The following is a 15543-nucleotide window of genomic DNA, read 5'->3' as shown; positions in this document are numbered from 1 at the left end:
ACCGGGCCGCGCGGCCGTTGAGGCTGCACTGAGGGAGGGCGCTACTCGAACTTCTCCGCCCTGTCTGCAGTCTCAACGGGGCCTGTGGATTGATTCTGCGGCTGATCGCCCGGAAATGGCACGCTTTGGCCGTCGAGGCGCTGCAGCCAGGTCCGCGGAGAAGACACAGGATGCCGGATAGGGGGCGGACCGATAGCGCGCAGCGCCTCCAAGACCCGGCGGTTGCGTCGCAGTTCGGCAGCGGCGAGCGGGCAGGTATACGAGGCGGACTCCGCAGCCGCCGCATCGTCGATCTGGACGGTGCCGAGGTACGCTGCGATCCGTTCCGGGTGCCGGTCGGCGTAGAGCACACCGAGCAGGGAGCCCCACGAGTGGCCGTGCAGCACAACCTGTTCCTTGCCGACGCGGGCGCAGACCATGTCGACCAGCTCGTAGAGGTCGGTGAGGAACTGCTCAACGGTCATCGACGATCGCGGGATGCTCGGGCGGAACGACTTGCCGGTGCCGCGCTGGTCCCGGTAGACGACGGTGAACCGGTTCTCAATGTCAGAGTTGAAGTGCCTGAGAAGGCGGGTCTCGCTGAAACCCGGTCCACCGTGGAGATGGATCAGTGGCGGGTTGGCCAGTTCGCGGCCGCGGACCAGCACCCACTGGTCGACACCGCCGAGCCGACATTCGCCCACCTCGGCGACACCCTGCGGCACGGTGCCGCCGACCGCCGTGGGGAATGGTCTGGTCCGGCCCGGTCCCCTCATACATGCCACGGTTGCCGACGACTGGTCTGTTTGCTAGAGCCGAACGGCCCCGGTGCGGAGGTCGGGTGTTGCCGGCATCTCTCCCCTGGATCCCTCGGAGATACTCGGTACAACTTGCCGTCAGCAGACAGGAGATCCCAACGATGGTCGCGACACGTGCCGAAGCGGTGCGGCACCTCAAGGGTGCCGGAGGATTGAAGCTCGTCGTTCTCGGAGCCGACGGGCACTAGTTCGCGGCGATGTTCGTGCAAGGCTCGGTGAGGTACGACAAGGAGGAAGCCACCTTCATCGCGGTGGCCGAGGACGGCCACCTGGTGGGGGAATTATTCGTCAACGACACGGTCAGATGCGACGAAAACATCGACGCCTTTGTCATCTGGGTCGCGCGATAGCGTCGTGAGCTACAGGCGAACGCATTCGCAGAGGTGCAAGGCGAAAGCGGTTCGCCCGTAACTCGCTCATGCTGCCGACAATAGGAAACGGTTCCGACAATGCTCAGGAAGGTCTGAGAATTGCTTCGATTGCCGCGACAACCGTGTCCTCCGTTTCGTGACCCCAGAACCGAACCACGTTCCATCCGGCGGATTGCAGTGCCGCCGTCTGGTCCCGGTCCCGTCGGGCGTTGCCTTCGAGCTTAGGGGACCAATACGCGCCGTTCACGCTGGGTTGCCGACCGTGCTCGGGGCAGCTGTGCCAGAAGCAGCCGTCGATGAAGACGGCGAAGCGATGTTTGGTGAAAGCGATGTCAGGCCGAATGAGCTTGCCGTCGACCCGGATGGCGAAATCCTTGCGGAAGCGGTAGCCGCGGCGATGGAGGGCCGAACGCAAGCTGACCTCGGGTTTCGTGTCCCGACGCCGGATCGCGGCCATGTTTCGGGATCGGCCAGGGGTTGTGACGTACACGCCCGTTTCGGGTGTTGTCGGCGCGCCATCGCCGTCCTCGACGACCATACGGATACGGTACGCGCAGGGGTTTGACGACCCGTACTATCCCGCGGTAGTGTCTTCTATCGAACAAATGTTCGATAGAAGGCGGAGGGGTGAGATGGTCAGCAAGCTGAGCTGCCTGGAAATTTGCGCGGGTGCCGGTGGTCAGTCGCTAGGGCTTGACCTCGCCGGGTTCGGGCATGAGCTTGCCGTCGAGATCGACCCAGATGCATGCCAGACGCTGCGGCTGAACCGGAGCCGATGGAAGATCCATGAGGGTGATGTCCGCGGCGTTGACGGGACTGCATATCGCGGTATCGATCTTCTGGCTGGCGGCGTCCCGTGCCCACCATTCTCGATTGCCGGCAAGCAGCTGGGCGAGGACGACGAACGTGATTTGTTCCCGGAGGCGCTCCGTCTCGTCGAGGAAGCGCAGCCGAAAGCAGTCATTTTGGAAAACGTCCGCGGATTGTCAACGGCGAGGTTCCACACCTATCGCACGTCGATCAAGGATCGGCTCAACGACCTCGGCTACGACTCCGACTGGCAGGTGCTCAACGCCAGCGAGTTTGGTGTGCCGCAGTTGCGTCCGCGGTTCATTTTGGTAGCCGCGCTGCCTCAGTATTTCGAGCGGTTCGCATGGCCCGGAGCGATGGGTACGCCGCCGACGGTTGGCAGGACGCTGCATAACCTCATGGCCCGTGACGGCTGGGCAGGCGCTGACGCATGGGCGGAGCGCGCGGACGGGATCGGCCCGACGATCGTCGGCGGGTCGCGCAAGCATGGTGGACCCGACCTCGGGCCAACCCGCGCCCGGGCTGCGTGGCTCGAACTCGGCGTGGACGGCAAGGGGCTGGCGAATTACGGTCCAGATGAGCTGACGCCCATTGACCACACACCGCGGCTCACCCTCGAAATGGCTGCTGCAATCCAGGGTTTCCCGCCCGAATGGAAATTCTATGGCCGCAAGACCGCAGCGTATCGGCAGATCGGTAATGCGTTTCCGCCGCCGGTTGCGGAAGCTGTTGGGCGACAGATTCGTTCAGCGATTACCGGGAAAGCAGTGCCGCGCCGCCGGAGTGCTAAACATCTGCGCGCCGTCGTGAACGCCTAACACGTCGGCATCAGGCGTCGTCGTCCAAGCTGGATTTCTTACCTCGTCGCGCAGCCTCAAGCTTTATCGCAGCGATGATGTTCCCCGGCCACGGGGCTGACTTGGTGAGCCGGTAGTACGTCCTAACTCGCCCACCCTCGGTCTTCCGTTTGTACTTGTAGTCCCACCCGATGAAGCGCACGTCTCGCATCCGTCGCTGCCAGTCCTCTTGATATAGCTTGGCGCTAGCGACGATTGAGATCACGTCGGAACGAATCCACTCATCGGTGCCGAATGCGAGAAGCAGCTCGCCGATCCGCCGCTGTGGCTCGTCGTATGTAGCGGCTTGCCGAATCTGCTCGACGAATGGGTCATATGTGCGGAAGTGGTCCTTCTTGCCGTTGTTGCATTCTTCGCAGAGCGGCTGCAGATTTTCAATGTCATTCGTGCCGCCCCATTCCTGGGGGAGCTTGTGGTCGACATCGAGTTTTACGCCGTCTCCAAGTGGAGTCCGGCCGCACATAGCGCATCGTTGCGGTTGGAGCACCTGAGCCCGCGTCTTCCGGTCGACTCGCGGCCCTTCCGGTCGCGGGGGCTTTCGTGCTCTTAAGTAGTAGCGGGGTCTGCGGCCGTTTGGGATCTTGTCGATCCAGAAGAACGGATATAGCTGGCGGACGCGGCGACCTCGCTGGCTGTGATGTTCGCCTGTGATTTCAGCGAGGTAGCCCTCAATTTCAACGGTCGTCGGCGGATCATCGCGCCGCTGGTAGAGGTACCGATAGATACGGCGTAGCTCCTGCTCGCGGACGATCTCGTGAAGGTCGGAGCTCTCCGGCAGCGGCAGTGGCAATTCCTCGGTGTTGTCCACCCGGGCAGGGTATCCACTGCGCTTTGTAGGTCGGGCGAGGTTTGGTCCGTTTCGACGTGGCCCACGTCAGTTGTCCGCAGGCGGCGATACCCTCGGGCTGTCAACGTTTGCGGCTCGGGGGTGACAGTGGACATCGGGTGGGCGCCGGACCCCGAGCTAGACGCAGCCGAAGCCGAGCTGTACCGGCTCGACCCAACCGGCGACCGTGTGGTCGCAGTGCTGCGTGAGACCTTCGACCAGCTCTACGACGGCCAGCACACCGGTCGCTGGAACTTCAACGACCTGCACAAGACCGAGAAGACCCACATGGGCACCCTGGTCGAGATCAACCTGCATCGCGAGTTCAACTTCGATGACGGCGACAAGACGGACTATCGCATCGCCGGCGTACAGGTGGACTGTAAATACTCGATGAGGCCATACGGCTGGATGCTGCCGCCGGAGGTCATCGGCGAGATTGCGCTGCTGGTGACGGCGAACGACGAGACATCGACCTGGCAAGCTGGCCTTGTACGGGTGGCACCCGAAGCGACGAGGGGCACGCATAACCGCGACGCGAAGACCTCGCTGTCACTGTCTGGCCGCCAGCAGATCCGCTGGTTGTGGACCGATCATCCCGGGCTTGCGCCGAACCTGTTCCATCAGATTGACGCTGCAACGCGCGATGAGATCTTCAGCGCTAGGGCAAGGCGTGGGAGTCAGCACGGACAAGCGCGCGTCAACGAGCTGTTCCGCCAGGTAAGCGGCCGCATCGTGCGGCGGGCGGAGCTCGCCACCGTCGCGCAACAGGACGATTTCATGAAGCGCGCGCGTGGCAACGGAGGCGCCAGGACAGCGCTTCGCCCCGAGGGAATCTTGGTCCTCGGCCATCAGGACAACGACCCCCTCGTGGCGCAAGCGTTGGGGCTGCCTGTTCCTCGCAAGGGTGAGCTGGTCGCAGCTCGCGTCGTACCCGCTCATCTGGATCGCTTCGACCCCGTAGCGGTGATTGATGCTCAACGATGGGCGGTGGCAAGGCCTGGCGACCCAGTGGTGACCGCGCCTGAGGTCGGCCGCGGACAGCGCTGAAGGTGTAGCGGCACGTTTGCCACGCCGGGCGCGGAAACACCTCGCTGCAGCTGTTGGCTGGGCTACTGTCTGCGACAGGATTGTGTGCATATGGGGGATTGGTGACGAGCGGAGGTGCGGCGGGCCTGCCGGACGCCTACCAAACTTGGCAAGCGCGACTGGCCGCGGAGTTCTTCAACAGCCGTGAGAAGCAACCTGTGGTCATGTTCGTCGACCGCGCGGTACTGCAAGACCTTGCCGACGTGGGTGAAGATGGACCCCGGTCACTGGCCGGCGCCGTGCGTCAGTTTGTGGACGTCACCGCCGGGCGATCGATGTTCGCTCGAATCGAAAGGGTGGAAGCTACCTGGCGCCGAGGATTGCAGGACGAGCCGCCGCCTACACTGCCGATTCTTGCACTCAGTGTGCTGGCTGCTTCTGAGATGTCACGAGATGGGGCGATAGCGAGCAACAACTATTACATCCCACTCGCGAAGGCGATGTTGCCGGATGGATCGGAGGCTGACGTAGCTGCGCTTCGAACCGCCCTTCGTGATCAAGGAGCCTTCACGGCCGTCGCGGAGATGTGGGTCAGGCTCGATCGCTGGCTGGACGAGAACGGCGGCAAGTTCGGCCTCTCGACAATTCGCGAGCATCCGGAACTCACACGGATTGGCTATCCGCTTTCGCAGACATTAGTGCGTAAGAGCGACCGCGCCGCGCTTACTCGGTTCTTCGACAAGCTCAACCTGGGAAGTGAAGGTATACCAAGCCAGTCGTCTCTGATTTCGATGTTGCGTGTCTGGACGAGCACTCGTGCACAAGGACTCAGCGGGCGCTTCATTGCGTCGCTCAGTGAGCCCACTGTTGGGGACTACATGCGAACGGTGGTACATCAGCTTGCGGTCGCGTGGGACGGCAAGATCATCACCGCCGAGGGTCTTCGCCGACTTGATCTGCGCTTGGTGGTTGATATCGATCGGAGCGCGGCCTGGTGGGTGATCCCAGCAGTGTCGGATGTGACTGAGGATCTGTTAGAGGGACTTTCGGGTGGCGAAGAATTTACAGCGTTGCTGACGACCGATCCGTACAGCTCTATGTTCGAGGTCGATGGCTTGCCGCCGGTGAGCACTGCTGCACTGACAGTCGGCCTAGCCGCACGCGGCAAGTATTGCGTTGCGGAGTTTCAACCATCGAAACTCTTTGTGCTGGAAGACAATGCTGATGCCGGCGGGTGGATGTCGGTTGATGCGCTGCAGCCCTACGAAGAACATGTACTTCTCGTTGCGTCAGAGACTGTTCCAGCGGTCCAACGTGTATTGAACGATGCAGCTGATAGTGGATGGCAGCGTATGGCCCAGTCGATCGTGGACGGAATCTTCTCCGGCTACGCGATTCTCTACGGCGTGACGTTCAGCGACCAGACTTCACTTGAGAAGGCGATGGCTGTTCTGCCTGTCACGGTCGCTGCGAACCTTCGAGTGGGTGCAAACATCCGCCCCCGGCTGGTGAATGGTCTGCCGATCCTTCGCAGCATCGGCAGGAATATCTACTTTCCCGGTGGTGAGCCAGATCTCGCTCTTCCGGTTGGGGCAGAACCTCGTAAGACGGATGTCTCCATTGACGGGACTACCGATAGCCTACTCGCATCGATCTTCCCTTTTCCTATCAGTCGGATCGGCCCATGGCCAGAGGGAACTCACGTTGTTCGTGCAGACGGGGAAGAGCTGACATTCGTGGTCGCGTCGGGTCACGCAGACGATCGGAACCCGACCGGTATTGGCAGACTTGGTTGGTCGAATGGCAGGTTAGGTGATTTGCCTCTGCCGCAGTCGATTTGCGGATCCCTATGCGCTGACAGAGCACACGAACGTAATGCCGTGCTTGCGCGCCGCGGGGCATCAGAGAACTGGCTCATCCTGCCCAGCGGTCAGTTGGACGAGATGAAAGAACCGCCACCGCCAGCCGGTTTCGATGGGCTCAGCTTCCCGATGTTCGAGGTCGATCAGCCGAAGGCGACATGGCTAGCGCAGAAGCGTCGCGATCGATGGTCGGTCATCAGGATTCGTGTGCAGCAACCAAACTTTCGTGGTCTATCACCGCGAGACAGTGAGGTCTGGCGGGAGCTATGTCAGGTTGTCGTTGCCGACGACCCGATCTGGCAGATGTACCGGACCGCATGGGAGAGGTTCGATGGACGCTGACCTCATGCTCGCATGGATGAGTGCAACAGCAGAGGGCGATATTCGGGATCTTCGGCAACGCGTAGCGTGGCTGGCCCGAAACGCGGATCTGAATCCTCAGCCATTTGAAACGGGCCGGTGGTTGCGGGACATGACTGCTTTGGCGCATGTCGAAGTTGACTGGGTCGGCGGACGTTGGGCGATGGCTCCGCCAGTTGCCGTGCTGCTGCCGTCGTGCGGTGGTACGACAGTGCTTGCTGGCTGTCGTCGCTTGGGTTTAGTAGAGGAACTCGGCGATCTACTCTCACTGCAAACAATCTTGTGCGCAACGAGCGATTTGCGGCTGACGACTCCGACCCAGGTCTATCTACAGTCGGATTCGATCAAAGATCTTGTTGAAGGACTGAATATTTGTGGCGTCGACTACGGCGGCCGTGCGGCCGAATATATCGCGAACAGGTTATCGCCGTTGCGGCTGGGAGAGCCCGCCGCGCCACCTGCTTACAGTGCGCCAGTGAAATACCTTCAATTGGATGGCGCCCTACGGTTCGTAGATGGAAGGCTGACAAGCCATTCCGGGCTCTGCCAGATCTCCGTGCAAGGCCGTCCCTCATACCTGTACCGCAACGGCGACGAATGGTTTCACACTGTCCATGCAGACGGTGTCCTCTGGGCCCTGGCCGAGAACGGGATCGAGGTCTTCCGCTGGCGGCTTGATCGCGTTGACGGCGACTACGAGATGGGCACGTTGTTTATTGACCAGGATGCACCACTCCCACCGCTCCAGGCACGCGCGCTCGTCCTGTGCAGCGGTCAGCCGACCGCCTTCGGTGAACTCGCAAAGACCGCAATCTATCGGAATGTTCCAAGAGCAGTGGCCGACCAAGTAGCGCGGTCCGTACGCCAGAGACTCACTTCCATCACCTAGCAATTAGAGGAGTTTATAGTGCCTCCAACGCTTCCCGTACTTCCCGCGCGCGGCCTCGACGTCATGGGAACGTTTAATCGATTGCGCGACGCGTACTTTCGGTACTATGAGACCCCTTTCGGGCTTGCCGATCCTCGGCTTCAGCAGGAGCGCCGCGAATTATTCGACCATGACAACGGCGCATACCGCTTTCCCTTGATCGAGCTGCGGCCGGAGTACGTCAACGTTCCGCGTACAGTAGGTGAATCCGTCGCGAAATGCGGCGCGCCAGTCGAACTGGGCGCCTTCGCGGCCGCGGGTCTGATACCGCCGAGCATTCGTCTGTACACACATCAGGAGCGTGCCTTGGCGGCCGGCCTGACGCGGGGCCGGAACATGGTGATCACCGCCGGAACCGGATCAGGCAAGACGGAATCGTTCATGCTGCCGGTGATTGCTTCACTTCTCGAAGAATCCCGAAACTGGCAGGGTTCTGCGGCCAGCCTTCGCCCCTGGTGGCGTACTACAGGTGCGCCCTTTCAGTCGCAGCGCGCTGATGAGCGTCAGCGTCCGCAAGCTGTCCGGACGCTGATTCTGTATCCGATGAACGCACTTGTGGACGATCAGCTGATGCGGATGCGGCGCGCGCTCGACAGTGACGCTGCAAGGCAATGGCTCGACGCAAATCGCCGGGGACATCGCTTCTATTTCGGGCGGTATACCGGTGCGACACCTGTCACAGGGAGTCGTGAAACCACACTCGCCGTGAGCCGCTTACGGGATATCCTGACTGAGACTGATGTGCGTTCGGCGCGGGCGGCGCAGGTCGCCAGTCAAACCGGCGACCCAGACATTCAATTCTTCGTGCCGAGACTCGACGGTGCCGAGATGCGATCGCGCTGGGACATGATCGATGCACCGCCGGACGTGCTCGTCACCAACTACTCAATGCTCAACGTGATGCTCCTGCGCGATCGTGATCAGAGCTTCTTCGCCTCGACGCGGCAGTGGTTGGACGCCAGCCCCGATAACCGCTTTACCCTTGTGGTGGATGAGTTGCACACCTATCGGGGTACTGCTGGGACCGAGGTCGGATATCTACTGCGGAAACTCAAGCATCGGCTCGGATTGGACCAGCGGCCGGATCAACTGCGTATCCTGGCTGCATCGGCTTCGCTTGACGCGCAACGTGATCAGCAGTATCTCGAAGAGTTATTCGGTGTGGCCGCGAGTTCATTCGACTTCGTCGAAGGCGAACTCGACATGCCGGACGTTGCGCCGGTGGGGTCGGACGAGGACGTGTCGGCGATTTTGGCGGCGGATGCTGAGGGGTCAGTCCAGTTGGCCCGAGACCGGAGATTGACCGACACAATGCGTCGGGCATTCATCGACCACGGCAACGCAGAGCGCGTGTCGACTGTAGCGAAGACGCTCGATGTTGTTGCCGCAGAGATATTTCCCGACGCAAAGCCAGAAGCACGGGACGAGGCTCTCAATGTCCTATTGAACGGATTCACGGTTGCCCCCGATGCTGCGGACCCGAAACTAAGGGCCCACTACTTCTTTCGTAACATCCCTGGACTCTGGGCCTGTACAGACCCCGCGTGCCCTGATGCGCCGGGACAGGGTGGTTCGTCGCGGACTGTGGGCCGCCTGCACGCTGAGCCGACAACGCGCTGCACGTGTGGTGCGCGGGTGCTGGAGCTGCTGTACTGCCAGAACTGTGGTGACGTGCTTCTTGGAGGATTTACACCTGACGGGGCGACACAGCAAAACCGGGTTGACACGCTGCTTTTAGCGGACATCCCTGAGCTCGGCAAGCTGCCCGATCAGGTCCGATTGGACCGGACTGCCGTCAATTATCTCGTCTACTGGCCAAATCCGACGAACGCACTAACCGCCCCCGATCAAACGACCTGGAGACGCGACAACGGACGTGTGCGATATGCCTTCCGTCGGTCCGTCCTTGTGCCGGCATCGGGCGCTATTCGCGTGACCGGTGCGAGCGGCGGACACACGGGCTGGACCTTCCATGCCGTCGTTCCGGCCGCCGCCCGCCAGCACCGCGACCCTGCCACTGTTAGCCCGTACCCGACTGTGTGTCCAGCCTGCGGTGATGACTGGGAAGTTCAGTACGGGCGTGGGGGCGTTCGTTTGCCGCACACCGACCCACTGACCCAGCGCTCGCCGATTAGGGCGATGCGCACCGGCTTTGAGAAGATCAATCAAGTTCTCACTACGGAGTTGGCGACCGACCTCCCGAGCCGCGACAGAAAGTTGATCCTCTTCACAGACAGCCGTCAGGACGCGGCAAAACTGTCGTCGGGCCTTGGTCTCCGGCACTATCAAGACCTCTTGCGACTTTTGTTGCATCGGCAGCTTGACAGCGGTGGTGATCCTGCAGCGGACATTCAGTTGGCGCGAGCGAATGTCGTTGATCGGGTTCGGACTGACGAGACGTGGGCCGCGTATAGCCGACTCGAAGCGCGGGATGCGACAACGTTTGCGCAGATTCGAGATGTCTGGGAGCAGCGCCCAGGTACGAAACCTGAAGATGAGACACCCCTCGTGGCGCGGCTCGGGCGCGGGCCGACGATCGAGGCTTCCAGTGGCGCTATCGCTGGTCAGTTACTCGATTTGGGAATGAACCCCGGCGGCCCGCACGCCAGTATGGAAGAAACTGGAGGACAAGGGAGTCGGCGTTGGCCCACGCTCTACGACTGGAGCGCCGCGCCGCCCGTCCCACGAGGCAACCTTTCCGCGGACCAACAGCGACTCCTCGCTACGATAAATCAGTCGCTGTTAAGTGAGATGCTTGAAGGCCTCTTCTCTGGTGTGGGCCGTGATTTCGAATCACTCGGGCTCGGGTGGCTGGCACTTGCGGATGACGCCATGCCACTCGACATCGCGCCAACGAACGACCTCGCCTACGCGCGGTCGGGTCTGCGCGTGCTCGCGGACACACGCCGGTTCTATGGGCTGCGTGATCCCCGCAGCGACCCTCCGCGACAACTCCGGAACTTTTGGAGGGCCATCGAACAGGCCGGTGGGCCGACCGAAGGTGAGCTGAGGGTAAAGTTTGACGCCCAATGCGGCGCAGCTGTCTGTGATTTCCTCATTGATCCCAATGCCGTTGTACTGCGCCAGGGTGACGGCGCCGGATGGGTTTGTGGCAATTGCCGAAGGCTGCATCTAGTCCGCGGCTGCGGCTACTGCACCCGATGCCAGCAACCACTACCGGCTCAAGGCACACCAGTTTCCCCCGAGGACGACTACTACGGTTGGAAGGCAACCACCGATTCTGGCCACTTTCGCCTGAATTGCGAGGAACTGACTGGCCAAACTGATCGGATAGATGCCCAGGCTCGGCAGTCGCGATTCCAAAATGTGTTCCTCGACAACGAGATCGCGCGTGCTGATGGCGTTGATCTGTTGAGTGTCACGACCACGATGGAGGCGGGCGTCGACATCGGCTCCTTGTCTGCAGTGGTGTTAGGCAACATGCCGCCGACACGTTTCAATTACCAGCAGCGTGTCGGCCGCGCTGGTCGACGGGGGACACCCGTCGCGATCGCGTTAACCGTATGCCGCGGACGTAGTCACGACGAGTACTACTTCGACCAGCCGACTCGGATCACGAACGATCCCACTCCTCAGCCATACCTAGCCGTCAACAGGCGTGAGATATTCTTGCGATCGCTAAACGCTGAGGTGCTGCGCCAAGCGATGCCCGATGTGGAACAAAGCATCCTCACTAGCGGTGGATCATTCACGCCGACGGTTAACGTGCACGGTGGATTCGGCATGGTGGCCGAATGGAACGCTGCGGCACCGGTTCTCAGCGCATGGCTCTCGGCAAACCGCAATCTTATTCAGGAGGTCGCACGCGCGGTTTCTGACCGCACGCCGCTTGCCGCGGATAGCGACAGCTTGGCTGATGAGGTGATAGCCCAACTGCCAGCGCTAATTTCCGATGCAGTCTCAGGAGTCGGACACGACGATCTGAGCCAGCGGCTTGCTGAACGCGGTGTGCTCCCGATGTTTGGATTCCCGACCAGCGTGCGATATCTGTATCTCAGGCGCCCCTACAGGTCATATCCGTGGCCCCCTTCGCGGGTGATCGATCGTGACCTGGCGATGGCGGTGAGCCAATTTGCCCCACTGAGTGAGGTTGTCCGAGACGGGCGCGTGTACACGTCCGTCGGTGTCGTTGATTTCGAGCCTATCGGGCCGCGTCCCCAGCCTCCGGCGGACGATGTTCTTGGCACCGAGCGGCCCATTCATCTTTGCCGCTCCTGTTCCTTTCTAACTGACGACGACATCGGTGATGTCGCAACGTGCCCGCGATGTGGTTATGGTCCAGAGGGTTTCGCCGCGTTTCAACTGCGGGAGCCGCGCGGTTTCCGCTCGTCGCCCGCGCGTGACTTCGACGGCAACTTCGCCTGGACGCCGCGGGCGATGGCGGCGAGGGCGCATGCCGACTTCGCTCAGTTGCAGCAGACAGATTTTGGATCTGCGGTCGCGTACTTCGGTCCTGGCGACCGCTACGTCATCAATGACAACGGCGGCAGGCTTTTTCGTTTCAGGGAAGCTGCACCCGGTGGTCAGGACTGGGGCGGATATGTCTCGGTCGACGCGATGGAGAAGGGCTTACTCAACCAGAGCGCCGCGACAGGTGCCGAGCTCGAAGTTGCACTCGGGGCCGTGCAGCCCACGGATTTTTTGTTTGTTGGTCCACGGCAGGGCACCATCGCGGATCAGGGTCTGCGCCTGAATTTCGGTGGCGCCGTGCAACCGTACGGAGTGCCGGAACTCAAAGATGGCCGACGCGCGGCGTGGTATTCGCTCGCGTTCCTTGTCAGAAAGGTAGCGGCCGCAAAGCTCGACATCGAACCGCTTGAACTTGTCGCGGGAATCTTCACCGGACTGGCCAACGGCGAATCTGTCCCATACGCGTTCATCGCCGACACGCTTGAGAATGGTGCAGGGTTCTCCACACATCTTGGGCAGCAACCGATCTTGGAAGAGTTGATTCAACAACTTCACGAGTATCTTGATCGGCTGGCTGAACGCGATCACGCTGACTCATGCAGTGCTTCGTGCTATCGGTGTCTTCGGGACTACGGCAACATGTCGTACCACGCGCTCCTGGATTGGCGTCTCGCGCGCGATTTACTGGAGGTTCTCGAAGGCGGCAGACTCACGATTGATACGGCCGTTGAGACTGCGGCACTACGGGCGTGGTCGCACGGTTATGACGCATCTCCCCTCACGAATGTTCCAGGTGCAGTGCGTTTCACGCATCCGCGCCTTGGTGATCACGTTCTTATTGTGAGACATCCGCTCGAAGCGTCGGAGACAGCATTTATCGGGGATCGGCTGGCGGTAGTCATGGCTCAGGCGGAAGTCGAGGCCCAGGGCGTTCGCGGTATTGTCTTTGCCGACACGTTCACGCTCGACCGGGATCCTGGCAAGGTCTTCGAACTGTGCGAAGCGATTTCGCCGCCGTCGTGACTGATCCTGTTGATCGTGAGTGGTTGTCGCCAACACGGGCATGGCGGCTGACAGAGTGTGCTGCATCGGTCAGTCCGGTAGTGAATACCGCGATTGCCTTGACCAGCGATGCGCCAAATGCAGGCACCGTTGCTCACCGCGCAGTTCAGCTGTGGATCAAATCGGACGGGTACCGAGACGGTGATGTCCGAGGCCGGCTGTCTGACGCGATCAATACCGTGCTCGCGGAGACCGGCGGCAGACCTGTTGTCGGTGAGTGGACGTCGACGCGAGCTCGTCTGTTGGCGCGAGCGTCGCAACTCGCCGAGCGTCTCCACCAGGGTAGCCGCGTGATCTCGGAAGAAGAGTTACGAGATCCTCGACGCGCGCTCCTCGGCACGCCGGACATTGTCGTAATTGGCCAAGACGGTGCCATCGTCATAGATCTGAAGACACCAACAGCTAGGGATGCATCGATACCGCCGTGGATCGATTTTCAGCTGACCATATATGCGCACCTCGTTCAGCATGAGTACGGAGTCCTTCCGCGTCGGGCCGAGGTGTTTCGTTTGAATAAGGGCCTCATGCCGATAGGTGTCAGCCAAAGCTCAGTCGCAGCGGCGCTCGATCTTGTTGAGTATGCACGCCAAGCGGACAGGTCGGTTGCCACTCCGTCCCTTGAGACATGTCGGTATTGCCGCCGAAGGATTGATTGTGAATCGCATTGGGACGCTGCACCAGCTTGGACGAGCAGCGATTGCGCCGAAGGGGCGATTGAAAGAATCGAGCGAGCGGCGAATGGTGTTACGGCGATTCTCTTGCGCTCGGAAGTCGGCACTCATTGGGTAAGCGGAGTGCCGACTGAGCTCGTAACAGCTAGTATCGGCGACCATCTTCGTTTGGTCCGCCTGCAGCGATCAAAGTCAACGGTCGATCTTGTTGGCTTCAAGTGGTCGCGTGTAAGTGCGCTTTCGGTTCTGCGTGACGCGTGACTTCATGAACATGATGCTGGAACCTCAACATGAACGCGCCGCGTTGGCGCGCCGCGGGTACAGAGCGTTTTGGTTGCGTCTGTTGTCCGTCGCTTTCGATGCCGATGATGCCGTCACTGTGATTGACGACCATCGTTGGGCCGTTTGTCGGCATGGTGACGCCGTGATCGGCGTGGTGGNTGTTGTCCGTCGCTTTCGATGCCGATGATGCCGTCACTGTGATTGACGACCATCGTTGGGCCGTTTGTCGGCATGGTGACGCCGTGATCGGCGTGGTGGTGTCCATGTCGGCACCGTGACGGTCATTGACGGCGTTGAGAGTGCCGATCATCNCGGCGATGGACGCGCTGCAGGTGTGCGGGCATGAACCTGCCGTGCCCGACGACTGCAACACGCCGGGAGCGTGGCCGGTCAGCCTGGCGGCGAAAGCAGCCTGCCTCGGGTGTAGGTGCCGATGAGTGTCCACGGCGGGTCGGTGAAGCCGAACCGGTGCCGGTCCCAGTACGCGGCCGCAGCCAACACCGACAACGCGTCGCGCAGTGGATTGGCGCCCAGGCGCAGCTCAGTGAACACCTCGGGTGCGACCTGGACCAGTCGATGCACCCCGCGGTGATACATCCACTGCACATGCGCGGTCGTGACCCGAACCAGCCACCGCCGCACCGTCGACTCGGGCCGGCCGAGCCNGGCTGCGATACGCCGATAGCCAACACCATATGCTTTGTGCTGCCATGCTTCTGCGATCACCGCTGTGATATCGGCGCGCCGGCTTTGGAATGCAGCCGGCAGTATCACGTCGGTACGGTGACAGTCGGTGCAGCGCACCCGCCGGGGAGTGACCGTCACCGTGTCGGCACCGTGGGACCGGATGGTGCGCGCCCGTGCGTGTCCCCACCGGATTAGCCGGCCTGCACATCGGGGACAGCGCATCGTGGTAGCGGTCAGGTGTTCCTCCGCCAGCTCGGCAGTACGGGCAACGATCACAGCGACACTCGGTACACATTGCCCATCAGCCTTACCTATCACAGGGCAGGCCGAGTAGGCGTCAATTCGTGTTGGNCACAACCACTCTCGATGACCTGCCGTCACCGACGGTGACGACCAACAGTAAGCAATCACCATCGGCACCACGGCGGCCAGTCGTAGCGGCGCCAGCTGCACACACGGCGTTCCTCGGCATGATGACGGTGCAGACCAACGGTCCCAGGCTCACCATGCTTCAGCATTCTCGATGACGGAGGAGCTACTCGTGGTCGCCATCCAGAGAGACGTTCAACA

11 protein-coding genes are annotated in these 15543 nt (G+C 61.4%); 7 read left to right on the top strand and 4 right to left on the bottom strand.

What is annotated here, in order from left to right:
* Positions 1 to 41: 41 nt before the first annotated feature.
* Positions 42 to 755: an alpha/beta fold hydrolase gene (locus H7I57_RS28615; protein WP_264027855.1), complete on the bottom strand. Its 714-nt coding sequence runs from the start codon at positions 753 to 755 to the stop codon at positions 42 to 44.
* A gap of 239 nt (positions 756 to 994) precedes the next feature.
* Here H7I57_RS28615 and H7I57_RS28610 point away from each other — a divergent pair, with 239 nt between their 5' ends.
* A complete protein-coding gene (locus tag H7I57_RS28610) occupies positions 995 to 1147 on the top strand; it encodes a hypothetical protein (protein ID WP_264027854.1) in 153 nt (50 codons plus the stop codon).
* Positions 1148 to 1250: 103 nt separating this feature from the next.
* Here H7I57_RS28610 and H7I57_RS28605 read toward each other — a convergent pair whose 3' ends face one another.
* On the bottom strand, positions 1251 to 1625 hold the full coding sequence (locus H7I57_RS28605; RefSeq protein ID WP_372510482.1) for a very short patch repair endonuclease: 375 nt from the start codon (positions 1623 to 1625) through the stop codon (positions 1251 to 1253).
* Between the two features lie 175 nt (positions 1626 to 1800).
* On the opposite strand from H7I57_RS28605, the gene H7I57_RS28600 reads away from it, so the two are divergent.
* Positions 1801 to 2796 (top strand): DNA cytosine methyltransferase, encoded by a 996-nt coding sequence (locus H7I57_RS28600; RefSeq protein ID WP_264027852.1) that lies wholly within the window; start codon positions 1801 to 1803, stop codon positions 2794 to 2796.
* Between the two features lie 10 nt (positions 2797 to 2806).
* Here H7I57_RS28600 and H7I57_RS28595 read toward each other — a convergent pair whose 3' ends face one another.
* Positions 2807 to 3643: an HNH endonuclease gene (locus H7I57_RS28595; RefSeq protein ID WP_264027850.1), complete on the bottom strand. Its 837-nt coding sequence runs from the start codon at positions 3641 to 3643 to the stop codon at positions 2807 to 2809.
* Positions 3644 to 3769: 126 nt separating this feature from the next.
* Between H7I57_RS28595 and H7I57_RS28590 the strand changes: the two genes are divergently transcribed.
* From H7I57_RS28590 to H7I57_RS33900, 5 genes are all read left to right on the top strand, one after another.
* Positions 3770 to 4711, top strand: a complete 942-nt coding sequence (locus tag H7I57_RS28590; protein WP_264027848.1) for a NaeI family type II restriction endonuclease — start codon at positions 3770 to 3772, stop codon at positions 4709 to 4711.
* A gap of 101 nt (positions 4712 to 4812) precedes the next feature.
* Positions 4813 to 6894, top strand: coding sequence for a hypothetical protein (locus H7I57_RS28585; RefSeq protein WP_264027847.1), 2082 nt, complete (start codon positions 4813 to 4815; stop codon positions 6892 to 6894).
* Positions 6884 to 7801, top strand: coding sequence for a hypothetical protein (locus H7I57_RS28580; protein ID WP_264027844.1), 918 nt, complete (start codon positions 6884 to 6886; stop codon positions 7799 to 7801). The genes H7I57_RS28585 and H7I57_RS28580 overlap by 11 nt, the downstream gene beginning before the upstream one ends.
* Before the next feature lie 18 nt (positions 7802 to 7819).
* The gene (locus tag H7I57_RS28575; protein WP_264027843.1) at positions 7820 to 13294 is read left to right on the top strand and encodes a DEAD/DEAH box helicase; all 5475 of its coding nucleotides are present in this window, start codon (positions 7820 to 7822) and stop codon (positions 13292 to 13294) included.
* Positions 13267 to 14265 (top strand): PD-(D/E)XK nuclease family protein, encoded by a 999-nt coding sequence (locus H7I57_RS33900; protein WP_372510481.1) that lies wholly within the window; start codon positions 13267 to 13269, stop codon positions 14263 to 14265. Before H7I57_RS28575 ends, H7I57_RS33900 begins: the two co-directional genes overlap by 28 nt.
* A 411-nt stretch (positions 14266 to 14676) precedes the next feature.
* Here H7I57_RS33900 and H7I57_RS34075 read toward each other — a convergent pair whose 3' ends face one another.
* Positions 14677 to 15195 (bottom strand): DUF6431 domain-containing protein, encoded by a 519-nt coding sequence (locus tag H7I57_RS34075; RefSeq protein ID WP_504928650.1) that lies wholly within the window; start codon positions 15193 to 15195, stop codon positions 14677 to 14679.
* Positions 15196 to 15543: the final 348 nt, after the last annotated feature.

The organism is Mycolicibacterium pyrenivorans, assembly GCF_025821625.1.
Lineage (GTDB): Bacteria > Actinomycetota > Actinomycetes > Mycobacteriales > Mycobacteriaceae > Mycobacterium > Mycobacterium pyrenivorans.
The sequence above is the reverse complement of the archived record's forward strand: the minus strand, read 5'-3'. Positions and strand labels throughout refer to the sequence as shown.

Excerpts from the sequence above, each read along its gene's own strand:
- H7I57_RS28615 (WP_264027855.1), bottom strand. The coding sequence starts at position 755 with ATGAGGGGACCGGGCCGGACCAGACCATTCCCCACGGCGGTCGGCGGC.
- H7I57_RS28610 (WP_264027854.1), top strand. The coding sequence starts at position 995 with ATGTTCGTGCAAGGCTCGGTGAGGTACGACAAGGAGGAAGCCACCTTC.
- H7I57_RS28605 (WP_372510482.1), bottom strand. The coding sequence starts at position 1,625 with ATGGCCGCGATCCGGCGTCGGGACACGAAACCCGAGGTCAGCTTGCGT.
- H7I57_RS28600 (WP_264027852.1), top strand. The coding sequence starts at position 1,801 with ATGGTCAGCAAGCTGAGCTGCCTGGAAATTTGCGCGGGTGCCGGTGGT.
- H7I57_RS28580 (WP_264027844.1), top strand. The coding sequence starts at position 6,884 with ATGGACGCTGACCTCATGCTCGCATGGATGAGTGCAACAGCAGAGGGC.